Source organism: Rhodococcus sp. SG20037 (genome assembly GCF_031763325.1).
GTDB lineage: Bacteria > Actinomycetota > Actinomycetes > Mycobacteriales > Mycobacteriaceae > Rhodococcus_F > Rhodococcus_F qingshengii.
The window spans coordinates 81217-106168 of sequence record NZ_CP134497.1; the positions used below are offsets into that span (position 1 = coordinate 81217).

The 24952-nt window shown below is 63.5% G+C and carries 21 protein-coding genes; 12 read left to right on the forward strand and 9 right to left on the reverse strand.

Annotation, left to right across the window (positions count from 1 at the left end):
* The first annotated feature begins 129 nt into the window (after nt 1–129).
* Entirely contained in the window at nt 130–855 is a 726-nt protein-coding gene (locus RHP72_RS00420; RefSeq protein ID WP_054781541.1) for a hypothetical protein, read from the forward strand.
* A 1-nt stretch (nt 856) separates the two neighbouring features.
* On the opposite strand, the gene RHP72_RS00425 is transcribed toward RHP72_RS00420, so the two are convergent.
* Entirely contained in the window at nt 857–1759 is a 903-nt protein-coding gene (locus tag RHP72_RS00425) for an SDR family NAD(P)-dependent oxidoreductase (protein WP_003943614.1), read from the reverse strand.
* Between the two features lie 71 nt (nt 1760–1830).
* Between RHP72_RS00425 and RHP72_RS00430 the strand changes: the two genes are divergently transcribed.
* Both RHP72_RS00430 and RHP72_RS00435 read left to right on the forward strand, forming a co-directional pair.
* Nucleotides 1831–2121 (forward strand): putative quinol monooxygenase, encoded by a 291-nt coding sequence (locus RHP72_RS00430; RefSeq protein WP_003943546.1) that lies wholly within the window; start codon nt 1831–1833, stop codon nt 2119–2121.
* A 174-nt stretch (nt 2122–2295) separates the two neighbouring features.
* Nucleotides 2296–3915: an ABC transporter substrate-binding protein gene (locus RHP72_RS00435; protein ID WP_311094177.1), complete on the forward strand. Its 1620-nt coding sequence runs from the start codon at nt 2296–2298 to the stop codon at nt 3913–3915.
* 91 nt (nt 3916–4006) lie between these two features.
* Here the strand turns inward: RHP72_RS00435 and RHP72_RS00440 are convergent, their stop codons facing one another.
* Together RHP72_RS00440 and RHP72_RS00445 are read right to left on the reverse strand one after the other, a co-directional pair.
* Nucleotides 4007–6331: a transketolase-like TK C-terminal-containing protein gene (locus RHP72_RS00440; RefSeq protein ID WP_311094178.1), complete on the reverse strand. Its 2325-nt coding sequence runs from the start codon at nt 6329–6331 to the stop codon at nt 4007–4009.
* Between the two features lie 292 nt (nt 6332–6623).
* Nucleotides 6624–6944 (reverse strand): UBP-type zinc finger domain-containing protein, encoded by a 321-nt coding sequence (locus RHP72_RS00445; protein WP_003943615.1) that lies wholly within the window; start codon nt 6942–6944, stop codon nt 6624–6626.
* A 26-nt stretch (nt 6945–6970) separates the two neighbouring features.
* Between RHP72_RS00445 and RHP72_RS00450 the strand changes: the two genes are divergently transcribed.
* The 6 genes from RHP72_RS00450 to RHP72_RS00475 all read left to right on the forward strand — a co-directional run bounded on the left by RHP72_RS00450 (nt 6971) and on the right by RHP72_RS00475 (nt 14622).
* Nucleotides 6971–8566 (forward strand): Na+/H+ antiporter, encoded by a 1596-nt coding sequence (locus RHP72_RS00450; protein ID WP_311094179.1) that lies wholly within the window; start codon nt 6971–6973, stop codon nt 8564–8566.
* Nucleotides 8567–8748: 182 nt separating this feature from the next.
* Entirely contained in the window at nt 8749–10368 is a 1620-nt protein-coding gene (locus RHP72_RS00455) for an ABC transporter substrate-binding protein (RefSeq protein ID WP_218695327.1), read from the forward strand.
* A gap of 127 nt (nt 10369–10495) precedes the next feature.
* Nucleotides 10496–11452, forward strand: a complete 957-nt coding sequence (locus RHP72_RS00460; RefSeq protein WP_003943571.1) for an ABC transporter permease — start codon at nt 10496–10498, stop codon at nt 11450–11452.
* Nucleotides 11445–12539: an ABC transporter permease gene (locus RHP72_RS00465; protein ID WP_007735813.1), complete on the forward strand. Its 1095-nt coding sequence runs from the start codon at nt 11445–11447 to the stop codon at nt 12537–12539. The genes RHP72_RS00460 and RHP72_RS00465 overlap by 8 nt, the downstream gene beginning before the upstream one ends.
* The gene (locus RHP72_RS00470) at nt 12536–13633 is read left to right on the forward strand and encodes an ABC transporter ATP-binding protein (protein ID WP_311094180.1); all 1098 of its coding nucleotides are present in this window, start codon (nt 12536–12538) and stop codon (nt 13631–13633) included. Before RHP72_RS00465 ends, RHP72_RS00470 begins: the two co-directional genes overlap by 4 nt.
* Nucleotides 13633–14622, forward strand: coding sequence for an ABC transporter ATP-binding protein (locus RHP72_RS00475; RefSeq protein WP_058227385.1), 990 nt, complete (start codon nt 13633–13635; stop codon nt 14620–14622). The genes RHP72_RS00470 and RHP72_RS00475 overlap by 1 nt, the downstream gene beginning before the upstream one ends.
* Here RHP72_RS00475 and RHP72_RS00480 read toward each other — a convergent pair whose 3' ends face one another.
* The 4 genes from RHP72_RS00480 to lysX all read right to left on the reverse strand — a co-directional run bounded on the left by RHP72_RS00480 (nt 14623) and on the right by lysX (nt 20976).
* Entirely contained in the window at nt 14623–15222 is a 600-nt protein-coding gene (locus RHP72_RS00480) for a histidine phosphatase family protein (protein WP_003943544.1), read from the reverse strand.
* Between the two features lie 5 nt (nt 15223–15227).
* On the reverse strand, nt 15228–16637 hold the full coding sequence (locus RHP72_RS00485; RefSeq protein WP_054188716.1) for a diguanylate cyclase: 1410 nt from the start codon (nt 16635–16637) through the stop codon (nt 15228–15230).
* Nucleotides 16638–16715: 78 nt separating this feature from the next.
* Nucleotides 16716–17606: an alpha/beta fold hydrolase gene (locus tag RHP72_RS00490; protein WP_007735816.1), complete on the reverse strand. Its 891-nt coding sequence runs from the start codon at nt 17604–17606 to the stop codon at nt 16716–16718.
* A gap of 13 nt (nt 17607–17619) precedes the next feature.
* On the reverse strand, nt 17620–20976 hold the full coding sequence (lysX, locus tag RHP72_RS00495; RefSeq protein ID WP_311094181.1) for a bifunctional lysylphosphatidylglycerol synthetase/lysine--tRNA ligase LysX: 3357 nt from the start codon (nt 20974–20976) through the stop codon (nt 17620–17622).
* Between the two features lie 88 nt (nt 20977–21064).
* On the opposite strand from lysX, the gene RHP72_RS00500 reads away from it, so the two are divergent.
* Nucleotides 21065–21292, forward strand: coding sequence for an RNA-binding S4 domain-containing protein (locus RHP72_RS00500; protein ID WP_003943569.1), 228 nt, complete (start codon nt 21065–21067; stop codon nt 21290–21292).
* A gap of 15 nt (nt 21293–21307) precedes the next feature.
* Here the strand turns inward: RHP72_RS00500 and rraA are convergent, their stop codons facing one another.
* The gene (gene rraA, locus RHP72_RS00505; protein ID WP_003943552.1) at nt 21308–21784 is read right to left on the reverse strand and encodes a ribonuclease E activity regulator RraA; all 477 of its coding nucleotides are present in this window, start codon (nt 21782–21784) and stop codon (nt 21308–21310) included.
* Between the two features lie 30 nt (nt 21785–21814).
* The gene (locus RHP72_RS00510; RefSeq protein WP_065351730.1) at nt 21815–22438 is read right to left on the reverse strand and encodes a TetR/AcrR family transcriptional regulator; all 624 of its coding nucleotides are present in this window, start codon (nt 22436–22438) and stop codon (nt 21815–21817) included.
* Between the two features lie 124 nt (nt 22439–22562).
* On the opposite strand from RHP72_RS00510, the gene RHP72_RS00515 reads away from it, so the two are divergent.
* Both RHP72_RS00515 and RHP72_RS00520 read left to right on the forward strand, forming a co-directional pair.
* Nucleotides 22563–23771, forward strand: a complete 1209-nt coding sequence (locus RHP72_RS00515; RefSeq protein ID WP_311094182.1) for a phosphotransferase family protein — start codon at nt 22563–22565, stop codon at nt 23769–23771.
* Entirely contained in the window at nt 23768–24931 is a 1164-nt protein-coding gene (locus RHP72_RS00520; RefSeq protein WP_311094183.1) for a hypothetical protein, read from the forward strand. The genes RHP72_RS00515 and RHP72_RS00520 overlap by 4 nt, the downstream gene beginning before the upstream one ends.
* The last annotated feature ends 21 nt before the right edge of the window (nt 24932–24952 follow it).

The following is a 24952-nucleotide window of genomic DNA, read 5'->3' on the forward strand; positions in this document are numbered from 1 at the left end:
AGCGGTGGTGGCGGAATGTCACCACCGCTGCGGCGTCCGACCTGTAATAACCTGTGCCTCAGGGTGGGCGAAGGCGGACTCCATCAGGAGCACCTGCGCGGCCACGAAATCACAGGGGAGTCCTCAAACATGTTTCGAGACAGCGTTCTTGCGAGTCCGGTCCTGCGCCGGGGTGTGACGGCACTGGCAGTTGCGGCCGCAGCCACCATGTTTGTCGGTACTGCAGCGACGGCGGAGCCGGCAGCAGTTGTCGGTGAGGTGTCCGCGGACTCCATCGCGGCAGCCCGTGCGCAGGCCATCGGAACGACGGTCACCGTCGTGGGAACCGCGACTACGCCGTCTGGAGTGTTCGAATCCAGCTTCTACGACAAGGGCTTTGGTCTCCAGAGCGGCAATTCGGGCATTTACATCAGCGATCCGAACAATTCCGGGGTTGTTCTCGGCGATCGGGTTCAGGTCACCGGAGTCCTCGCGGATCAGGAAGGCCTGCTCGTCGTCCGCCCGACTGCCGTCGAGGTAATCGGCACGACTACCCAGATCAGCCCGGCGCGACTGCCCCTCAATGCAATCGGTGAGGGCAGTGAAGGTCGTCTCGTGACGGTGTCCGGAATCGTGAGCGGACCCGTCGTCGACGATCTGCCGTACGGCCACAAGATCCTGGTCTCGGGCGCCGAGGGAAACACCGTCATCTTCGTCAACACACAGACCGGAATCGACCTCGATGCCGTCGCCGTCGGACGCCCGATCACCGTCACCGGTTTCAGTGGCCAGTACGCCAGCACCTACGAGGTTCTTCCCCGCTCGGAAGCCGATGTGCAGCAGGGTTTCACGGGCAGCCTGAGTTTCGGAAGCTGACCTAGATCTCGAACCGAGCTCCGACGCGCATCGACCCGGGAGACAACCGGCTGATCGTGCGTCCGAGCTTGGCTTCGACGGTCACGGGTACGACGGCCTTGTTCGTGCGAACCGCTTTCACGATGGCACTGGCGACTCGGTCAGGCGTGAAGTTGCGCTTGCGGTAGAAGTTGTCGACCTTGGTCTGGTTCTCGAGCTGCTCCTCGGCGGTGGTCCCGGCGAACTCGGTGGTCTTGAGGATGTTCGTGTGAACGAGGCCGGGGCAGATGGTGCTGACGCCGATGCCGTGTGGAAGCAGCTCTGCCCGTAGGCAATCCGAGAGCATGAATACCGCTGCTTTGCTTGTCGAATACGCGGTGAGGGCCTTCTGTGGTGTGTACGCGGCGGCCGAGGACAGATTGACGACGTGCCCTCCTGTTCCCCGGTCGATCATCATCGGGGTAAATGCCCGGCAGCCGTAGACAACTCCCCAGAAGTTGATGTCCATGACGCGCTCGAACTGGCGCTGCTCGGTGTCGGCGAATGTCCCGGAGAACCCGATTCCAGCGTTGTTGACGACGATGTCCGGTACGCCGTGATGTGCCGCGACGGTCTCCGCGAACCGAATCACGGCCTGTTCGTCGGACACGTCCACCTGATAGGCGTGGGCACCGCCACCGAACACTGCTTCGGCGCCGCCCGCTTGCGAAGGGATGTTTACAAGTGCCGCAGTGTCCTGCGCGCTTTCGAGATTGATGTCGGAGACCACGACGATAGCTCCCTGGGCGGCGAAGGCGAGGGCCGTTTCACGCCCGATGCCGCTGCCCGCACCGGTGATCACCACCAGCGTGCCGGTGAGATCGCGCAGTCGACGCTGCAACTTCGTTCCGCGTCGCCAGCCGGTGACGTCCTTCAGTAACCCCATTGGTTGCCCTTTTCGTGTGTACGTTTGTGGCGTGTGTCTCTAGCTGACTTCCCCTCTGCGAAAGGTATCCGATGAGCGAGCTTCGTGTAGTTGCAACCATCCCGGCCAAGTCCGGTTCCGAGGACGACGTCCGATCGGCTCTGACAACTCTCGCGGAGGCGAGTCGGTCCGAGGACGGCTGTGTGTCGTACGAGTTGTTCGAGTCAGCGGCTGCGCCCGGCACGTTCGTCACGATCGAAACTTGGCGCGGGCAGGAGGAGTTGGACGCTCACATGCAGTCCCCGCATCTACAGGCCGCGCTGGCCGCTGCCGGACCACTTCTCGACGGCGCTCCGGCGATTCATCCGTTGAAAGGCGCCTGAATCAGAATGAATTCCTGACCTTCGCTAAGGGTCTGACCTGCGAATGTCGCTCGAAAACTGACCAATCGTCGCGCTTCATTCCACTGAGCGGGACCTGCGACTAATACCTGTGCCTTAAGTCACAAACTGTCTCGACAATGCTTCACATCACAGTTTCTGACCTGGAGGTTTTGAATGAGTCGCAGTTCTCGGCGCGGTCGCCGCAAGGTTGCCGCCGTCGCGCTGGCAGTCTCCGCCGGCCTGTTCGTCTCGTCGTGCGCTGACAGCGGGAACGGGGGTGGGAGCGGCGACGCACCGGACTCCGGTTCGGGATTGTCCATCGGCCCGGTCAACGAGCAGTCCGGCGAGGGCGATCCGGTCAAGGGCGGCACCCTCACGTTCAGCGGGTACTCCGCCGTCACCAATCTCGATCCGGCGAAGACTCAGATCGCCGGTTCGGTCGCCGGTTCGGAGTTGGGCGCGATCTACGACACGCTCCTGCGGTACGACCCGGCGTCCAAGGAATTCGTTCCGAAGCTCGCAGAGTCGATGGAGCCGAGTTCCGACTTCAAGACGTGGACCCTCGAACTGCGTGACGGTGTGAAGTTCAGCGACGGGACGCCGGTGGATTCGGCGGCCGTCTCGGCGAGCCTCAATCGCTACGTCACCAACAAGGGACCGCAGTCGAGTCTGTACGCGTCGAAGGTCGCGTCGGTCGACACTCCGGATCCGTCGACGGTCGTCTTCAATCTCGTCGACCCGTGGACCGGTATCGAGTCACTGCTCTCGACGGGCCCCGGCATGATCGTCGCGCCGAGCGCCCAGCAAGGTGATCAGTTCACCCCGATCGGCGCGGGTGCCTTCACCCTCGAGAAGTTCGCTCCCAACGAGGAATTGATCCTCGACGCTCGGGAGGACTACTTCGACGGTGCCCCGAACGTGGACAAGCTGCGGTTGATCAGCATTGTCGGTTCGCAGTCCACCACCGAATCGCTCAAGAGCGGCGGCACGGACGTCGCATACATGCGTTCGCTACCGAACGTGCTGGATCTGATCGACTCCGGCTACCCGGGCTTCGTCGACATTCCGTCGCTGTCGTACCTGTCGCTGGTCAACACGGCACCCGGTCGTCCCGGTGCCGACGTGCGCATCCGTCAGGCATTGGCGCTCGCAACCGATCCCGTCGCACTCGACAACCGACTCAACGAGGGCAAGGGTCTGCCCGGACAGGTCATCTTCCAGGACACCTCCCGCTGGCATAACGACGTCGCTCCGATCGGCGTCGACACCGCCAAGGCGAAGCAGCTTCTCGACGAGGCCAAGGCCGACGGTTACGACGGCAAGATCACATACCTGACGCTGCAGGAGAATTCGGCGCAGGCGATGGCTCTCGCACTGCAGTCGATGGCCAACGCCGTCGGATTCGATTTCCAGATCGAGTACGTCAACTCGGTTGCCGACGTCGTCAAGCGTTTGTACGCCGACCGCGACTTCGACATGGCAACAGGTTCCGCCAGCCTCGCGGAAGCCGATCCTTTCGAGCGTCTGTATTCCAATCTCAAGTCGGGTGGACGGAACAACGCCACGAGCTTCTCCGACCCCGAGATGGATACGCTGCTCGATCAATTGGGTGTCGCGACGTCGACCGACTCGAAGATCGAGGTGCTCGCCAAGATCCAGGAGCGCGCCAACGAGGTTGTGCCGTGGCAGGTTTACGGCAACACCCCGTGGCTCGGTGTGTGGGGACAGAACGTCCACGGCATTCAGCAGAGCCTGGACGGAATCATGTTCTTCGACAAGGCCTGGAAGAACTGAAGGCTTCTGAAGAACTGAAGAACTGAAGAACTGACTGGACCCGAGAAGCGTCCCTGCGGGGACGCTTCTCGGCATCAGAGAGTGTGATCGATCAAGAAGTGAGATCGAGGGCGGCGCGGACGATGCTGTCGGAGTCGAGGCCGTGGTACCGGTAGACGTCCTCGAGCGAACCGACCTGACCGAACCGGCTCACTCCGAGCGCAGCACCCGGAACGTTGTTGATTCCAGTCAGGAACGCGAGGGTGTGCGGGTGCCCGTCGAGAACGGTGACCATCGGCGCGGACCGGCTGCTCGGAAAGACCTGATCCAGGATCCACGACGGACCGTCCGCGAGACCGCGCCGAGACTGGAGTGCTTCGAAGAGCAAGCCGGGGCTGGTCACGCACACGACGTCGGCGGAAATACCTTGCTCGCCCAGCCTTTCGGCTGCGACCAGTGTTTCGGTGACGGTGGCACCCATGCCGACCAGGGTGACGGCCGGATCAGGGTTGTGCCGCAGTGTGTACGCGCCGGCCACCACCTGACGTCGACGGCGTTCTCGCGCAGCCGGATCGGTCGGTACCGCGGCCAGGGCCTGATCGACCGGACGGGTCGACAGACGCAGGTACGACGAGCTGCCGTCTGGTCGGCCCAGGCGTCCGATGCTGTCGAGGAGCGTCCACTCGACGTCGACGGCGAATGCCGGTTCGAAACTGACGCATCCCGGCTGTTCCAGTCCGATGGATGGGGTCTTGATCGACTGGTGCGCACCACCTTCGGCGGCCAAGGTGACGCCCGACGGAGTGCCGACCATGATCGACTGGCCACCGGCGTAGATGCCGTACGACCACGGTTCGAGAGCCCGCTCGATGAAGGGGTCGTACATCACGCCGATAGGGAAGAGTGGCTGGCCCCAACGACTCCAGGTCGCACCGAGTTCGCCCATCAACCCGACCAGGTTGGTCTCGGCGATACCGAGTTCCATGTGCTGACCGGTGGGCTTCTCACGCCAGTGCATGATCGTTTCGGCGTCGTCGGCAAACCAGTTGTGCCGCTCGTCGGGGGACCACACGCCGACCTTGTTCAGCCAGCCTGCGAGGTTGGTTGTGGAACTGACGTCCGGGCTCAGTGTGACAACACGTTTCGCGGCGTCCGGCGCTTCGCGGCTCAGGTCGAGTAGCACCCGGCCGAGAGCTGCCTGAGTGGTGGACGTGCCGGAGGGCGTACGGCCGATGTCTTTCGGAACTGCCGGGGGCACCAGATGCTCCACCTTCGGGCGAGTCAGGCGCCCAGCGGTTTCGGCGCAGATGCGGCCGGACGGGCTGTCGGTCTCGAACCGTTCCCAGGGCTTCGACGGGTCCATGCCGAGTTCCGACGCCAGGTGCTCGTACTGCTCGGCGGTGAGCAGCGACGAGTGGTTCTGCGGATGACCCTGCGTCGGCAGGCCCCGACCCTTGATGGTGTACGCGATGATCACGGTGGGACGGGTGTCGTCGATCTGTGCGTACGCCTCTCGCAGAGCGTCGAGGTCGTGGCCACCGAGATTGCGGATGGCCTCGAGCACCGTGACGTCGTCGAGGTCGTCGATCAGCGCCGTGATCGCGTCGGCGTCCGCCGCGTCGCCGGGCAGTCTCAGACGTACCTCGTCGGCCGTGCATCGCAGCAGGCGCTGGTACTCCGGATTCGGCATGTCCAGGATTCGTTCGCGCAACGCGGTGCCGCCCGGCCGGGTGAACAGTGATTCCAGCAGCGCACCGAACTTCACGGTGATGACCTGCCAGCCGGCACCCGAGAACATGCGCTCCAGGCGGGTTGCCGCGATGTTCGGCACCACCCGGTCGAGTGATTGGCGGTTGAGGTCGACTATCCACACGATCTCACCCAGTTCGGCAACCGAATGATCGAGAACTGCTTCCCACACCGCGCCCTCGTCGAGTTCGGCGTCACCGACCAGGGAGTACTGACGCCCGGTTCCGGCGCCGCCGAGGGAGGCGTCGAGGGAGGCGTCGACGTATCGGCGAGCGATGGCGCCCCAGATGGGAGCCGTCGCGCCGATGCCCACCGAACCGGTCGAATAATCCACCGGATCAGGATCTTTCGATCTACTCGGGTAGCTCTGCAGGCCCCCGAATTCGCGCAGAGTCGTCAGGTAGGACTCGTCGAGTTCGCCGAGCAGATAGTTGATGCCGTGGAGCACCGGCGCCGCATGCGGCTTGACGGAAACCCGGTCGCCGGAACGAAGTTGGCCGAACCACAGCGACGTCATGATCGAGACCATCGACGCGCACGAGGCCTGATGGCCGCCGACCTTGAGCCCGCTGGGATTCGGACGGACACGGTTGGCGTGATGGATCATCGCGGTCGACAACCACAGAACGCGCTTCTCGATCTCCGCCAGTGACTCGGGAGCGTTCTGGTCGATGTTGGGGCTGTTCACGGCCGGTCCTGCCTTCAGTAGTGGACATCGATCACCGCACCGCCTGTACCCCAGATCGTGGGGCCGACGATGTGGTTGTGATGTTTGGCAGGACTTCCTGAGGCCGAACCGTTCGGTGCGGCAAAGTCCAGCCGCACCTGTCGATCTGTTGTGCAGATTCTGCGTCAAAGTCCATCATCGGCATACAGATTGGGCAATAGCTACCCGGTGGATTGAGCAATGTGCGCAACACCGAGGGCTGTGCGCCGTGACAGGTGGGCACTATGCGCAGTGCACCGCCAGTCGCGCGCGGTCAGTCCATCAGGTCGTGGACGTAGCACCAGCGCCAGGATTCGCCGGGCTCGTGTGAGCGCATGACCGGGTGCCCGGTTTCGCGGTAGTGGTTGGTGGCGTGCTGATGAGGGCTGGAATCGCAGCATCCGACGTGGCCGCAGGACAGGCACATGCGCAGGTGAGACCAGTTATCCTCACCCAACTCGGCGCACTCCTGGCAGACGCCGGGCGTCAGCGCCGCCGGGTCTGTTTCGGGCGCATTGGTTAGTTCCTCGCAACCGGTGGGAGCGGGTGCGGGCTGCTGTGTGCGAGCTGCTGCTCGCTTCAGGATTTTCTTCATCGCCTTCCATACTGCATGCTGCCAGGGTGAACGGCATATTACTGGGGGTTGTAGTAGCGGCGTTGCTGGTGGCGGCGGTCGCGCGAAGGTTCGGGCTGTCTTCGCCGCTGATCCTCGTCCTGGTCGGTTTGATCGCCTGTCAGATACCGGGTGTTCCGGAATTGGAACTCGATCCCGACCTCGTCCTGTTCGTCGTGTTGCCTCCACTTCTGTACTCGGCAGCACTGGACAGTTCATACCTGGCTTTGCGCTCGAATCTGCGTCCGATCGGATTTCTCGCGGTGGGGCTTCCGCTGGCGACGACGGCTGCGGTGGGCTTTGTCGCCTACCTGATCGTGCCGGAGTTCTCGATAGCGGCTGCTCTGGTTCTCGGCGCCATCGTGGCGCCGCCGGACGCGGTGTCCGCGAGCGCAATCGGACGCAAGCTCGGCCTGCCGCGCCGGATCATGACCCTGCTGGGCGGGGAGAGCCTGCTCAACGACGCCACCGCTCTGACGGCGTACAAGGTCGCTCTCGCGGCTGCCGTCGGTACGGGTGCGACGCTGATCGGCGGCTTCGAGACCTTCCTCGTCGCGGCGGTCGGTGGAACGGTGATCGGCCTCGCGGTGGGGTTCGTCATCTCGAAGGTTCGCGGCAAGCTCCAGGATCCGGTGATGGAGAGCGGAATCGGATTGGTGGTGCCGTTCTTCACCTACCTGGCTGCGGAAGAGGTCCACGCGTCGGGCGTCATCGCGGTCGTCGTAGCCGGATTGTTCCTCGGCCAGCGCTCCACCCGCGCGAGTTATGCGACGCGTTTGCAGGACACGGCAGTGTGGAGGGCCGTCGACCTGATCCTGGAGTCGTTCGTCTTCCTGTTGATCGGTCTCCAATTGCCCAGTGTCGTCAACGGATTGCAGGGGTACAGCACTTCGATCGTCGTCTGGGCGTCGGTTGCCGTTCTCGTGACCGTCGTGGTGGTCCGAATCGCCTGGGTGTTCCCGTTCACGTACGTACCGCGCTGGCTGTCGCCGCGTATTCGAGCGAGGGAGCCGGAGATTTCGGCGCGGGCGGTGTTCGTCGTGTCGTGGGCCGGTATGCGAGGGGTCGTGTCGCTGGCAGCTGCCTTCGCCATTCCGCTGACGGTCAACAGTGGGGAGGACTTCCCGGGCCGTTCGCTGATCCTCTTCCTGACGTTTGTCGTCGTGGTCGGCACACTGTTGCTGCACGGCCTGACGTTGCCGTGGGTGATCCGTGTCCTCGGCGTGCAGGGGGACGAAGAGCAGTCCGACGCCCGCGCCGAGGCGGCAGCCCAGGACAAGGCTGCACGGGCCGCTGCGGCGCGGCTGGACGAATTGGTCGGAGCCGACGCCGACGACGTCCCTCAGGTCCGCAATCGTGCCGCGGACATCTTGCGAAGCTGGAACACCTACCGCGCGAACTCGGCGTGGGAGCGACTGGGACGCAGCGACGAGGATCTGGGGGAGAGCCCGTCGAACGCCTTCCGCTCGCTGCGCCTCGAGATGATCGATGCGGAGCGAGGCGTCTTCATCGCCGAACGCGATGCCGGCCGGATCGACGACGAGGTCCTCCGGAAGGTGCTTCGCGAGCTCGATCTCGAGGAAGCGACGCTCGACCGGGACTAGACCGGCTGGTCTGCTGTCCACGAAGGTAACCGCTGGCCAGGGTCGGTTTACCTGACTGTTGAGGCCTGCAACTTAACCGATTCCACTGAGCGAGACTCGATCCAATTTTCTGTGCCTCCCATCACAGACTGTTTCGTGTTCAACATCACGTCACGGTCTTACCCCGCCTTGGAGGCATTCGAATGAGTCGTAGTTCCCGCCGCGGAAGTCGCAGATTGGCTGCGGCTGCGCTGGCGATCACCGCAAGTATGTTCCTGGCGTCGTGCGCCGACAACGGCTCGAGCAATGGCGGCGGCGAATCCGCTGATTCCGGTTCCTCGCTGAAGATCGGCATGGTCAACGAGCAGGCTGATCCCGGCACTCCCACCAAGGGCGGCACGCTGACGTTCAGCGGTTACTCGGCGGTCACGACTCTCGATCCCGCGAAGGCTCAGGTTGCCGGCGCCACCGGTGGCAGCGAGCTCAGCGCCATCTACGACGTGCTCATGCGTTACGACCCCATCGGGCAGAAGTTCGAGCCCAAGCTCGCTCAGTCGCTCGAAGCGAGTTCGGACAGCAAGACCTGGACGCTGAAGCTCCGCGACGGTGTGAAGTTCAGCGATGGTACAGCTCTCGACTCGAAGGCCGTCGCCGACAGCATCAACCGCTACGTCACCAACAAGGGACCTCAGTCGAGCCTGTGGGCTTCCAAGGTTGCCTCGATCGACACCCCCGACGCGACGACCGTGGTCTTCAACCTCGTTGATCCGTGGACAGGCATCCAGTCGATGCTCGCCACCGGACCCGGCATGATCGTCGCCCCGAGCGCCCAGCAGGGTGACCAGTTCACCCCGATCGGCGCCGGCGCCTTCACCCTCGAGAAGTTCGCTCCCAACGAGGAACTGCTGTTGGCTGCTCGCCCCGACTACTACGACGGCGCACCGAACATCGACAAGCTCAAGCTGATCAGCATCGTCGGAGCTCAGCCCACCGCCGAAGCACTCAAGACGGGCGGCATCGACGCCGCGTACATGCGTACGCTCACCCCGATCCTGGATCTGATCGAGTCGGGTTACCCCGGCTTCCTCGACATCCCGTCGCTCGGTTACATCGCCAACGTGAACATGGCCCCGGGCCGCCCGGGCTCGGATGTCCGTGTCCGCCAGGCGATGGCGCTGGCCGTCGATCCGGAGACGCTCAACACCCGCGTCAACAACGGCAAGGGACTGCCCGGCCAGGAGATCTTCCAGGACACCTCGCGCTGGCACAACGACGTCGCACCGATCGGCGTCGATCCCGCCAAGGCGAAGGAACTGCTCGATCAGGCCAAGGCCGACGGCTACGACGGAAAGATCACCTTCCTCTCCATCCAGGAACCGTCCGCACAGGCAACGGCTCTGGCCATCCAGGCGATGCTCAACGCAGTCGGCTTCGACGCTCAGATCGAATACGTCACCGGTGCAGGTGATCTGGTCAAGCGGATGTACGCCGATCACGACTACGACATGAGCACCGCAGCACTGAGCCTCGCCGAGGCCGATCCCTACGAGCGTCTGTACACGGGCATCAAGTCCGGTGGCCGTAACAACGCGACCGGCTACTCCGACGCCGAAATGGATGCTCTCTTGGACAAGTTGGGCGTCGCAACCACCGACGAGGACAAGAAGGCAGTCCTGGCACAGATCCAGGAACGCGCCAACGAGACCGTCCCGTGGCAGGTGTGGGGCAACGTCGCCGCACTCGACGTGTGGAACCAGAACGTTCACGGACTCGAGCAGAGCCTCGACGGAATCGTGCTCTTCGACGGAGCTTGGAAGTCCTAGAGAGCCTGAAGTTCACAGCCGGCCCCGCGCCCGTATTGCAGCGGATCGGGGCCGGCTGCGAACGAAGAAATGAAATCAGAGGAACTGCTGTGTATTGCGAGCTCGCTGTCCGAAGGAGACGAAATCGATGAACATCGGCGCAATAGGTAAGAAATTGGGCCAGCTCGTCATTGTGATCCTGATCGTCAGCTTCGGAACCTTCGTGCTGGCATCACTGATCCCCGGCGATCCCGCTGTCTCCGTTCTCGGTGAAGGCCGAACGCCTGCCGAGTACGAGGAAGTTCGGCAGCAGCTCGGACTCAACGATCCACTCCTGGTTCGCTATTGGGACTGGCTGACCAGCGCTCTCCAGGGCGACCTCGGCAACTCGCTCGTTCCCCCGCAACAGGACGTCCTCACCGCGATCAGTTCCGCTCTCCCCGTCAGCGTTCAGTTGGCAGTGATGGGTCTGGTCATCGCACTCGTCGTCGCAGTTCCGCTCGCACTCTGGTCGGCGCACCACGAAGGCGGCGTCATCGACCGCGTCATCAGCGCCGCGACATTCGGTGTTCTTTCCGTCCCGAGCTTCCTCGCCGGTCTGTTGCTGATCATGGTCACCGTCAACTGGCTCGGCTGGTTCCCGCGATCACAGTGGGTGCGCATCGGCGACAGCCTCTCCGGAAACCTCTCACACGCAATACTTCCCGCGATCACCATCAGCCTCCTCGAGATGGCGATGTTCACTCGCGTTCTCCGATCCGACCTGGTGACGACGCTCCGTGAGGATTACATCCTCGCGTCGAAGGCCAAGGGAATGCCCACGCTGCGAGTGCTTTTCAGTGACGCGCTCCGCCCGTCGTCGTTCTCGCTCATCACGATGATGGGTCTGGCTCTCGGCGGCATGATCGGCAGCACCGTGATCGTCGAGACGCTGTTCTCGCTGCCCGGAATGGGCACGCTCATCGTCCGCGCAGCGCAGCAGGGTGATTCGCCGATGCTGCTCGGCGCGGTGGTCGTGATCGCGGTCATCTACGTCCTCGTCAACAGTGCGATCGATGTTCTGTACACCTATCTTGACCCGAGGAGTCGTCGTGTCCATGTCTGAAGTGACGCCAGACGGAGCGGCCCCGTCGCCGGCCCCGTCCGAGGTGATGACATACCGGCAGCAGACAGTCCTGCTGGCTCCCGGTCCCGTCGAGACGCTGGAACAGCCCAAGAATCTGGTCCTGATCGGATCGATTCTCACAGTGGTCGGCGTTGCGCTGCTCGGCACCGCACTCTTCGGTTCAGCGATCATGATGACCGTCCGCATCGTGCTCGCGCTCGTTGCCCTGGTTTTCCTCTTCAAGGGGCTCGGCAAACTCGGTACGTCCAAGTGGGGCAGTCAGTTCGATCTCTCGTACTGGTTGGCGTGCATCTGGCTGGTCGCGCTGATCCTGGCCGCGATCTTCGCGCCGCTGCTGCCGCTCGGTGAGTACAAGGACACGGTCAAGACCTTGGCCGAGCCGGGCTTCGCATCGCCGAGCCTGCTCTCCGATCATCCGTTGGGTACCAACAACTTCGGTCTCGACCTGCTCGCCCGCGCCCTGTTCGGTGCGCGCGCTTCCTTGACTGTCGCCATCTGCGCCGTGCTGATCGGCATGATCATCGGTGGCACCATCGGCGTCATGGCCGGCTATTTCCGTGGCAAGGTCGACGCCGTGGTCGGAATCCTGACCAACTCGCTGCTGGCCATTCCTTCTCTGGTGCTGCTCATCGCACTGGCCGCGGTGCTCACGTCGAACCTGCGCAACATCACCCTCGCACTGTCGATTCTCTGCATTCCCAGCATGGTTCGAATCGCCAGGGCAAACACCATCGTCGTCGCCCAACGGGAGTTCGTGCTTGCCGCGAGAGCCATGGGCGCCACCAAATGGCGCGTCATCTGGCGCGAGTTGGTTCCCAACGTCCTCGTTCCCGTCGCCGCGCTCGGCCTGGTGGCCGTCTCCGGCCTGATCGTCGCGGAAGCATCACTGAGCTTCCTCGGACTCGGTATCGCACAACCTGATCCGACCTGGGGCAACATGATTGCGGAAGGTCAGGGCGGGATCGTGGAGAAGCATCCGTTCATCGTCCTGGTACCAGGCGTCTTCCTCTTCCTGACGGTGTTCTCCTTCAACCTCATCGGCGAGAAGTATCGGAGTAAGCTGTGACCACTTCAGCTCAGCACGGCGTTCCGCTACTGCAGGCGGACAACATCAGAACCGTATTCGCCACTCCCCGTGGCCAGTTGCGAGCAGTCGACGGTGTCTCGATCCACGTCTCCGCCGGCGAGACTCTCGGCATCGTGGGTGAATCCGGTTCCGGCAAGTCGGTTCTCGGGCGCACCATCATGGGACTGCTCCAGAAGGGTCCGGCTCTCGACATCAGCGGGACGGTGACGTTTGCCGGCCGCGACATGTCGACGATGAGGAAGTCGGAGATGAAGCACTTCTGGGGACCCGAGATCGCCATGGTCTTCCAGGATCCGATGACCTCGCTCAATCCGTTCAAGCGCATCGGTACCCACATCACCGAATCCTTGAAGTTCCACCTGGGTCTGAAGAAGGACGCGGCGCGCGATCGCGCAGCGGAACTCCTGTCGATGGTGGGTATCCCCGAGCCCAAGCGTCGGCTCGACCAGTACCCCCACGAACTTTCGGGAGGTATGCGACAGCGTGTGGTCATCGCGATGGCGCTGGCCTGCGAGCCGAAACTGCTGATCGCCGACGAGCCGACCACCGCTCTCGACGTGACGGTGCAGAAGCAGATTCTCGATCTGCTCGCCTCACTGAATGACAAGCTCAACATGGCCGTCATCCTGATCAGCCACGACCTCGGTGTGGTCTCGGGGCGATCGGACCGTGTCGCCGTCATGTACGCCGGTTCCGTCGTGGAAACGTCGGCAACCGAAGAGTTGTTCACTCGTCCTCGCCACCCGTACACCGAAGCGCTGATGGCCGCGATTCCGCGACTCGAATCACCGACGCACACAGTGCTGCAGACAATTCCGGGTGGACTCCCGGACATGACGAAGCCGATCACCGGTTGCCGCTTCGCCGCTCGCTGCCGATACGCCCAGGACGACTGCCTGACCGGCGACCCGGCCCTGGCTCCCGGCGGACCGGGGGACAACACAACCGAAAGCCACACGTTCGCGTGCCACTACCCGGTCGACACCCCCGAAGGCACAACGGCATTGGTCGCCAACGAGAAGGCCGGCACTACCGCAGCGGGCCTGACGCTCGCGGTGAAGGAGATGGTCTGATGACTGCATCAGTGGATACCAGGAAGTCCGAGACGGTGGACGCGGCCCTGACGGTCGAGGACTTGGTCGTCGAATTCAACGTCGGCAAGGGCCAGACCGTTCACGCCGTGTCCGGGATCAGCTTCACCGTCGCTCCGGGCGAAACCTTGGGCGTGGTCGGTGAATCCGGCTGTGGCAAGTCCACGGCGGGCCGGGCGATCATGCAGTTGCCCTCACCGACGTCGGGCTCGATCCGCCTCGGAGAGACGGAAATGACGGCACTGGGCGCGGAAGAATTGCGTCGCAGCCGCACTCAGTTGCAGATGATCTTTCAGGATCCCATCTCCTCCCTGAATCCCCGTCGCAAGGTCAAGGCTCTCATCACCGAGGGTCCGTCGATCTGGGGTGGAAAAGACAAGGCTGCCATCGAAGCTCGGGCGCGCGAGGTTCTTGCCGAGGTCGGGCTGGACCCGGACATGGTGTGGGACCGAACCCCACGCGAACTCTCGGGTGGTCAGTGCCAGCGCGTGTGCATCGCCCGCGCATTGATGCTCGACCCCAAGGTCCTGATCTGTGACGAGCCGGTCTCGAGCCTCGACGTGTCCGTGCAGGCGCAGATTCTGAACCTGCTCGAGGACGCGAAGAAGCGTCACGGGCTGTCGCTGCTGTTCATTGCGCACAACATGGCCGTCGTGAAGAACATCAGTGACCGCGTGATGATCATGTACTTGGGCCGCGTCTGCGAAATCGTTCCCGCAGAAGACATGCAGAACCGCGCGCTGCACCCGTATACGCAGCTACTGCTGGCGTCGATTCCCGATCCCGACGCCACCGTCACTGCGGCGCAGAACGTCGAGCAGAAGGTCATCGAACTGCCCTCGCCGCTCAATCCGCCCAGTGGCTGCCGCTTCCGCACGCGGTGCCCGCTGGCTACTGATCTCTGCGCCGAGGTAGTTCCCGAGCTGCGTCTCGTCGAGGGCGGCCATCAGGTGGCGTGCCACAACGTGTGACTACACGCGAAGCATGTTGCGTACGTGACCGGTTTCGTTGATCGACCCGACCCTGCGGCTTCCGTTTCGCGACACGAGAATGCGCGTGACGGACACGTACTCGATCGGGAAGGTCAACGGGCGCTCCAGTCCGAGCAGTTCCTGCAGAACGATGTTGACGACGCCGCCGTGGCAGAAGATCGCCACGGTGGCGTCGTTGTCCGTTGCCGCGACTATCTCGTCGATCGCACCGAGGACTCGCGCACGAAAGGCGTCGCCGTCCACCGACTCGGGGAGCCAGCCGGCTTTGATTCGCGCATAGGTTTCCGGCGCCCGCTCCAGGACCTCGTGCATCGGGATGTAGTGCGGCTGCTCGTAGTCGTATTCCGCCAGACCCTCGCGCTGGGTGACCGGAAGGCCCAATATCTGCGCTACCGGGGCTGCGGTCTCGAGTGCGCGCTTCTGCGGGCTGCTGAAGAGTCCGGTGATCCGGTACGGCGCCAGTGCTGCGGGCAGCCGTAGTGCCTGGGCACGACCTTCGTCGGTCAGCGAGGGATCTGCGCGGCCTTCGGTGACCTCGGCCAGTTCGGGGAGCGCGTGTCGGATCAGGAGTAGTTGCACCTACGTCACCTTGCCATGTAGAGATCGAACGCCACCACGAGGTTTCGGCCGTCGCGTTTTGCCTGGTACATCGCGTTGTCGGCGATATCGAGCAGAGTCTCCATGCCCGGCATCGCGCGATCGGCCCAGGCGACGCCGATACTGACCGTTCCCGCGAAACCGCGAATGGATCGCGCGTGGGCCTCTTGCGCCTCTCTGATGCGCTCCGCGAGGTGGATGGCTTCCTCGAAGGTGCAGTCGGCGGCGGCGACGGCAAATTCTTCACCACCCAGTCGGCCGGAGAGTCCCAGCCCTTCGGTAGCGGCGAGGAGGGTGTTTCCGAACTGTTCGAGGACCGAATCGCCGGTGAGGTGACCGAGGTTGTCGTTGATCGATTTGAAGTGGTCGAGATCGAGCATCATGACGGCGATCGGTCGTTGTGCCGCGTGCTGGGCGTCGAGGAGTTCCTGCGATTGGGTCCAGAACGCGTGGCGACTCAGCGTTCCGGTGAGGGCGTCGCATTCGGCGATGCGTTGGAGTTCTCGCTCAGCGCGCCGCTGTGCGCCAGTGGCGACGGCTACGGCGATGGGGGAGAGTGCCATCAAGATGACGGAGATCCGGGTGGTCACCCCCTCACTGAGTAGGTGCACCGGATCTGCCAGTGCCAGACGTCCCTTACCCGCCATGACCAGTGCCCACGCGCTCCATCCGGCTGCCAGGAGTGAAGTGCTGAACAGTGAGACACGCATTGCGCACCACAGGAGCGCCGGCATCGGCAGCAGCAGCGCAAGGGCTCCCTGAACCTCCAGGGCGAGTGGCAGACAGGCCAGGAGAGCGGCCAGAGGCGCCAGGATCTGTGCGAGCCGCCTCAAGCGCAGACTCTGCCGCACGGACGGCCCGCAGGTTCTTCGAATGTGTTCGAGCGTCGGTGCCGACAGAACGATCGGCAGCACGATCAGATACGTACACAGGTCGGCGAAGAACCACCCCACCAATTCCGTTGCCGCACCGCTTCCTTCGTGGAGTTGAGTGCGTAGTGCGCTGGCGGACCCGGCCGTGAACGACGCCAGAACCGAGATGAGGAAGATTCTGGCCGTGTACTTCGTCTCGGAGATTCGCCGCGGAAAGCAGCCGAGCAAGTTCGCGGCGATCAATCCTGTCGTGACGCCGACCAGATTGATCGCATTCAGTTCGAAGGCCCTCTGCACGGGGCTTCCGGTCGCAAGATCCGCCGTCAGCAGCGCTGCGCCGCCGACAGCGAGTCCGATCGGCGCAAACGAGCGCGGGTTACGGAGGAGAATGCCCAGAAGGATCGCGTTGGCGGGCCAGAAGGTCGACAGAAAACCGGGCGGACGGGCGGCGATGCCCGCCAGGGCGACAACGAGGATCGCCACGAAAATCAGGCACGAGCGCACCCGACGTGTCGAACGGTCCATGGTCAGCCTGTCGTAGAAAGCAGAAGCTGTCCGAGACTAGCAATGATCCGGCTACTGTCCGAGTTGTAACTTTAAGTGTCATCCCCGACGATTCGGCTGCGTGAGGCGCCGAATCAAGTTCGCCAACTCCTCGGGTTGGTCGATCATCGCGTGGTGATGCGCCGGGCGCAGGACGTGAAAACTCCCACCGAGGTAGGTGGCGAGTTTCTGCTGCTTTGCCATCCAGGCGATGGACCAGGGAGTGGTGTGGCCAGTGTGTGCAGCAACGACGCTGAGGTCGATGTCGGGCAGTGGATGCTTGCTCGAGCGTCGTAAAGCGGTGAGCTCCAGCGCCATATCGGTGTACGCGACGTATTCGATCATCGCCGCTTCCAGATAATGAGGCTCGCGGTAGATCTTCCGCACCCATTCGAGAGTGGCTTCGGACGACCCGCTCGGCGGCACGGACTGGTTGAGGATCTTGCGCGTCGTCGTACCGAGGAGTCGTTGGAGCCCGGTGGTGCTGAACGAAGCCGCGGCGGCTCGGGAGGCGATCAGCAGCAGGTCGCGGGGGAAAAGACGTTTCGGCTCCTTCTCGGCACTGGAATCGAGGAGGAGCATCCCCGCCGCCCGATCGGGGAACAGGCGCGCGAAGCCTTCGACGTAGAAGCCGGCGATGGAGTGGCCGACCACCACGGCCGGACCACTCAGTCCCAGAGTGTCGAGCACGTCGCGGATCCGCTGAGCTTCGCCGCGGACGGTCGGAACTTCGGAAGTAGGCTCGCTGAGCCCGAAGCCCGGGCGATCGAAGCGGACGACGGTGTGGTCCGACTGAAGATGACGCGCGCAGTCATCCCAGTCGAACCAATTGCCCGCCAGCCCACCGCACAGGACGACGACGGGGCCGTCGCCCTCGGCAAGAACATGCAGTCGGCTCTCGCCGACCTGCAAGATCTCGCCCGGTGGTTTCACGTGGAACAATTCCGGCACGCGAGAATCCGGACTACTGACGCGGTTTCGCGAGGGGGAAGGCCAGCGTCTCGCGGATGCTGCCACCCGTGATCAGCATGACGATTCGGTCGACGCCCATCCCGAGACCACCCGTCGGCGGCATCGCGTGTTCGAGGGCTTGGAGGAAGTCTTCGTCCAATTCCATCGCTTCCGGGTCGCCGCCGGCCGCGAGCATCGACTGCTCGGTGAGCCGGTTGCGCTGATCCACAGGGTCGGTCAGCTCGCTGTATGCGGTTCCGAGTTCGACGCCCCACGCCACCAGGTCCCACTTCTCGGCGACGCCGGGGATGCTGCGGTGCGGCCGGGTGAGCGGCGACATCGAGGTGGGGAAGTTGGTGTAGAACGTCGGAAACTCCGTGTAGTCCTCGACCAGATGCTCGTACATTTCCTGCGCGATGGCGCCGGTATCCCAGCTGGACTGGTACGGGATCTCGTTGGCGTCGCACAACTTCTGCAGGTCTTCGAGACTTGTCTCGGGGGAGACGTCGACACCAAGTTTTTCGGCGACGGCGCCGTGCATCGTCTTCACCGGCCACTCACCGGAGATGTCGACCTCGACCAGTTCGCCGTCCGGGCCGGGACGCATGATGATCTCGCGACCGAATGCTGCGACGGCCGCCGCCTGGATCAGCTCGCGGCACATCCGCATCATGCCCTCGTAGTCGCTGTGGGCTTCGTATGCCTCGAGGATCGTGAACTCGGGATTGTGTTTGAAGTCGACGCCCTCGTTGCGGAACACGCGGCCGATCTCGAACACCTTCTCCATACCGGCGACGCACAACCGCTTCAGGTACAGCTCGGGTGCGATGCGGAGATAGAGGTCGAGGTTGTACGCGTTGATGTGTGTCAGGAACGGAGCGGCATTCGCGCCGCCATGCACCTGCTGCAGAATCGGGGTCTCGACTTCGAGGTATCCGCGACCACCGAGTGAATCGCGCAGCGACTTCACGACGGCGCTTCGGGCCTCGAGCAGTTCGCGGGCCTTCGGGTTGAGGGCGATGTCGAGGTACCGCTGGCGGACGCGGGTCTCGGGATCCGAGAGGCCTTTCCACTTGTCCGGCAGCGGGTGCAGGCACTTGCCGTTCATGCGCCACTCGACGGCAATGAGCGACAGCTCGCCCTTGCGGCTGCGCCCGATGGTTCCGCTGACTTCGATCAGGTCACCGAGATCGAACTCGGCAGCGAACTCCGCCAACTTCTCGCGGCCGACGTTGTCCTGATCGACCAGAACCTGGATGTCGCCGGACCAGTCGCGCACGTCCGTGAACACCACTCCGCCGTAGTCGCGGACCCGCAGGAGGCGTCCCGCGATTCGCACGCGGGTGCCCTCCGGTGACTTCGCTGCGGCGGCAATCGTGTGGGTCGGCGGATAGGCGACGGGGTAGGCGGCGATCCCTTCGTCGGCCAGTTGCGCAAGTTTGTTCATGCGCACCCGGACCTGCTCGGGTCGACGCGGACCGTTGGTCGTGAACGTCGGCGCCGAGTCCGGCGGGCTGCCGTCGGCATGCAGTCCTTCGGACGTCACCAGAGCTGCCGGCACCGCCGCATGCGTGCCCGTGTGCTTGACGACCTGGCTGGACTTGCGCCCGAAACTGGGCAGAACCACAAAGCCTTCGGCGATGGCCGACGCGAATCCGACGCGCGGCAGTTCGCGGTTGTCCTCGAAGCAGAGGAAGCGCGGCGCCCAATCCGGCTGGTATTTCACGTTCGAGCGGTACAGCGCTTCGAGCTGCCACCAGCGGGAGAAGAAGACGAGCACCGAGCGCCAGATGCGGAGGATCGGGCCCGCGCCGATGCGCGAACCTTCCTCGAACACCGAGCGGAACACGGCGAAGTTGAGCGAAACTCGCACGACGCCGATCTCGTCCGAACGTGTGGCCAACTCCGAGACCATCAATTCGACGACACCGTTGGGCGCCGTCGGCTTACGGCGCATCAGGTCGAGCGAAACACCGTTCGGTCCCCACGGCACGAGCGAGAGCATGCCGACGACGCTTTCGTCCTCGGTGCCGTCACCCATGACGGCTTCGACGAGGAGGCAGTCGCCGTCGAGGTGATCGCCCAGTCGGCCGAGCGCCATGGAGAAGCCGCGCTCGGTGTCGGTGTCGCGCCAGTCGTCGGCGCGGATGATGACGGCTGCCATGTCCTCGGGCGGGATGTCGCGATGGCGTCGCATCCGCACGGTGACGCCGTGACGCCTCACGCGAGTGACGGCCTGGCGCACCGGGCGCATGTCGCGTCCGTTGAGATTGAACTCGCGGGTGCGCAGGATCGCTTCGTCGCCGAGCTGCAGGACGCTCAGGCCCGCCTTCTTGTATGCCGTCGCCCCGGTTTCGCTGGCGCCCATGACGGCCGTCGCCCAGCCGTACTGCGATGCGAGCCCCTGCCACGCTTCGATGGCGTGCGGCCACGCTTCAGGATCACCGATGGGATCACCACTGGCGAGGCAGACGCCGATCTCGACGCGGTACGTGATCGCGGCCTTGCCGCTCGGCGCGAAGATGACCGCCTTGTCGCGGCGGGTGGCGAAGTAAGCGAGAGAGTCGTCGGCACCGAAGTTCTGGATCAACCCGCGGATCGCGGACTCGTCATTTCCGGTGAGGGCGTTGTTGGAGCGTTGCGCGCGGAAGAGCGTCATGACCGCGGCGAGTAGCGCGATGGCACCGAGGAGACCGAGGACCGTGTTGACGAAGACACGCGGGTGGCCGTCGAACACCTCGTTGTCGACCGAAGCTGCAGCGGTGACGCGGTTCAGGGCCCAGAGGAATCGCTGGTTCTGCGGCAGGTCACCTGGGAAGAGTTCGACAAGGCCCCAACCGATCACGGTCGCGACAGCCATGCCGCCGATCAGCACGCCGAGTGCTTTCCAGCCGGCGCCGCGCCGTACGCGTGTGTAGAACTCGGGCCTCGCCGCGATGAGAATTCCGATCACGACAAGCAAAACGACAACGGCCACGGCGTTGTTCGGGTTCTTGTCGACGATCGCGGAGGCGATGTTGGTGAGGGTGATCAGTGACAGGTAGATCGTCAGCAGCCACCAGGCGATGCGCTTGCGGCTCGCGAGGGCGGCGGCGAGCAGGGCGACGACGAGCGCCCACGACAGGCTCGTATCCGGTGCGTCGAAGTAGTAGCTGTCGATGTATTCGCGTGGGACGCGGAGGATGTGCCGCAGTACCGGCGAGATGCTCCACAGGAACACCAGTACGGAGAAGACTCCGAGGATCAGTCCCGAGATATGGGGAACCTGGCTGAACCGCCCTTTGCGGAATCGACGCGCCTGGCGCGGATTTTCGGGTGGCGATTCCACCAACTCTGCAGTGGTGTCCGATACCTCGGTCAATGGTGCCATCGAGCTTCCTCTCCTACCGGTCGATCAGATCCTCACGCTAAGTGTGGTCTGTCGTGTCCAGTTTTGTGGGAGGAGGAAGATGATTGACATGACCGACAACATTCCAGCAGTACCCATCCGCGACGAAATGATTCGGCTCGGTCAGTTTCTCAAGCTCGCGAACCTCATCGAATCGGGCGCGGAGGCCAAGGAAGTGATCGCCGACGGCATGGTTTCGGTCAACGGTGAGGTCGAGGATCGCCGTGGCCGTCAGCTTCGTGACGGCGATGTCGTCGAGATCGGCGGGATGGCCGCCAAAGTGGAAGCCCCCGCCTGATCCCGCGACTTCTGACTAGCTTTCGCGAACGACGACGCCGTCCTGGTCGCTGTAGACGATCTCGCCGGGGTTGAAGGTGACTCCGCCGATTTCGATCGGCACGTTCTTCTCGCCCGAACCGGTTTGCGTGCTCTTGCGCGGGTTGGTGCCCAAAGCCTTGACGCCGATGTCGAGGGTGCGCAGGATCGCGGAGTCGCGGACGGCTCCGTTGACGATGACACCGGCCCAACCGTTGTCGACGCCGCGGCCGGCAATGATGTCGCCGACCAGGGCGGTGTGGATGCTCGCGTCACCGTCGACGACGAGGACTCCGCCGTTGCCCGGTTCGCTGAGGGTCTGCTTCACGAGCAGGTTGTCCTGGAAGCACTTGATGGTGGTGATGGGGCCGGCAAACACTTCACGTCCACCGAACTGGGTGAACTGCGTGTCGCAGCTACGGATGTCGGGTCCGATCTCGTCGGCAAGGTCAGCGGTCGCTACAGGCTCGGTCATGCCCCACAGGATAGTCGGCGGGGCTCGGGCCTAGTGGGCCTCGGGGAGTATGCCGTTCAGCACTATGTCGGCAAGAGAATCGGCAAACGGTCCCGGGTCCGAGACGTCACGAACCGACAGCGCGAAGATGGCCGCGCCAGCCATGATGTCGAGAAGAGCGTCGGCGTCGACGCCGCTTCGGATGTCGCCGCGCTCTCTCGCCGCCTCGAGTCGACGGTTCAGCTCGACGCGGACTCCGGCCAGTTGCCGCACCACGAGAACGTCGCGTAATTCCGCGTTTGTTCGCACTTCGCTCATCAATCCGGGAGCAGCGGCTCGTGTGGCGGGAGCTGCGAACAGAGCAACCGCGCCGTGCACCAGCGCGCGGATCTGATCCGTGATCGTGCCCTCGGTGCCGAGTTCGGTGTCGATGTCCGCGCCCTGTTCGACGTCGAGTACGGGATAGATCGCGTCGTTGACGATGTGTGCCTTCGACGGCCACCGACGGTAGATGGCTGGACGTCCTACTCCCGCACGCGTGGCTATGGCGTCGATGGACGTGCCCGCGTACCCCTTTTCTTCCAACAGTTGCCTGGTCGCGTCCAGTACTGCGTCGTCGATTGCAGGGTTTCGCTGCGGGCCCAGGCGGTGCTGAGTTTCGGAATCTTTGGACATTTTGGGCAAATCCCTTGCGGTATCGCTGTGATGGCCGTTACATTCTGTCACGGCTTTAGTCGATACATATTGTATCGACAATCGGCACGTGCGCATCGGCGCCACCGAACCACGAGGAGTGGTGATGAACCTTCGAACCGAAACAGAAACCTCCGGCGAAGATCCCGACTACGCCGAATTTGCCAGGCCCGGCGAATCCCGCAACGACCCGGCGGAGATGCGGCGCAGCCTCGAAGGCTGGCTCGCGACCGTGCTGTGGCGAGGTTCGAAACCTTCCGTGACCTCGGTCGAGGTGCCGGCCGCGAACGGCATGTCCAACGAAACTGTGCTTTTCGATGCGACGTGGATCGAGGACGGGATTCGAGCCGAGCATCGCTTGGTCGCCCGTATCGCCCCGCGGGACAGTGCGGTACCGATCTTTCCGTCTTACAACCTGGACCAGCAGTTTCGGGTCATGAGCGCCGTCGCCGCTCACACGTCGGTGCCGATCCCGCGGGTGTACTGGTCCGAGAGCAACCCGGACGCGCTCGGCGGCGAGTTCTTCGTGATGGAACGGCGTGAGGGCGAAATCCCGCCCGATGTCATGCCGTACACGTTCGGATCCTGGCTCTCGGAAGCTTCGGCCGACGACTGTTCTCGACTCCAGCAGTCATCGGTCCGGGTGCTCGCCGAGCTACACGCTATGGCCGATCCGCACCTCGCACTCCCCGAGTTGTGCCGCGATGGTGCCGAACCGACTGGGGCAGAAGCACTTCGCGCGCACCTCGAGGACCAGCGGCGCTATTACGAGTGGGCAACAGCCGACGGACCAGCATCTCCTTTGATCGAGCGCGGTTTCGACTGGATCGAAGCGAACTTTCCCGTCGATGCCGGTTCCGCAGTGCTCTGCTGGGGTGACTCGCGGATCGGAAATGTCATCTACCGCGACTTCGAGCCGGCGGCGGTCCTCGATTGGGAGATGGCCACACTGGGGCCGCGTGAGCTGGACCTCGGCTGGATGATCTTTCAGCACAGGTTCTTCGAGGATCTCGCTGCCATGGCCGGACTCCCCGGAATGCCGGACTTCCTTCGTCGCGAGGACGTGGCAGAGGCCTACGGCTCGCTTTCCGGCCACCAGGTTGCGGATCTAGATTTCTACATCCTTTACGCCGCGCTGCGGCACGCGGTGATCATGTTCCGAGTCCAAAGCCGCGCAGTGGCTTTCGGTCAGGCCGAATTCCCCGACAACCCGGACGAGATGATCCTGCACCACAAAACACTCGAAGCCATGCTCGACGGCACCTATTGGGAGTCGCTCGCAACATCCCCGCTCACAACAGGAGATGCACGATGACACTGTCCCCGCTCGACGACTACCCGGTACATCAGATCGCCGAGACCATCCGCCACGTGGGCACCTCGGATCGAAACTTCTACGACCGCTACTACTTCAACTGCCATGCCGGCGTCGACGGCGACACCGAGCCGCTGTTTCTCATCATCGGTCTCGGTCAGTACCCCAATCTTGGTGTATGCGACGGCTTTGCGGTTCTTCGGCGCGGCGAAGACCATATTGTCTTCCGGGCATCCCGAGCCTTGGGTGACGATCGTATGGACCTGTCAGTAGGCCCGCTGCGAATCGAAATCATCGAGGGTCTGCACCGCCTACGTGTGGTGTTGGACCCGAGTCCCGAAGCGCCGGACCTGAGCTTCGACCTCACCTTCGAGTCCGACGGCCCCGCCAATCTCGAGGCCAGACATTTCCATCGCCAGCTCGAACGAGTCACCTTCGACACGCAACGATTCGTGCAGACCGGAACATGGTCCGGATCCCTGACCGTCGACGGCGACGTCATCCCGGTCACCCCGGAGACGTGGCGGGGTAATCGCGATCGGTCCTGGGGTGTGCGACCGGTCGGCGAAGCGGAACCGCCTGGACGCAAGGCAGATCCGGCGATAGCCAGCAGTCAGAACTTCTTCTGGATTTACTCGATCATGCAATTCGGCGACTTCACCATCGTCACGATCGTTCAAGAAGATCAGCAGGGACGCCGAATCCTCGAAGATGCGACTCGCGTCTGGGCGGACCGCTCGCGCGAGCCGGAGTGGTTGGGTCGACCGGACCACCAGCTCACGTTCATTTCCGGTACTCGCGAGGTGAAGAGCGGAACTCTGTACTTCCGGCGCCCCGGTGCACCAGGCGAATCCGACCACATCCTGGAGATCACCTGCGAACCGATACTGCCCAACTACATCGGTGTCGGCACGGGCTACGGACTCGAGCAGGATTGGCGCCACGGGATGTGGCAGGGCGAACTGGTGGTTCAAGGCCTGCGGGAAAAGGTTTCGGACATCGAATTGTGGAAGAAGATGCTGTGCCCGGTCGACAACCTGGCTCGGTTCACCCTCGTCGAGGACGGCGTAACCCGCACCGGGACAGGCCTGTTCGAGGTAGCAGTCATCGGACCTCACCAGCGATACGGATTTACCGGCATCGGTGATGTCGCTCCGTAACTCCAGATCACCACACCACAA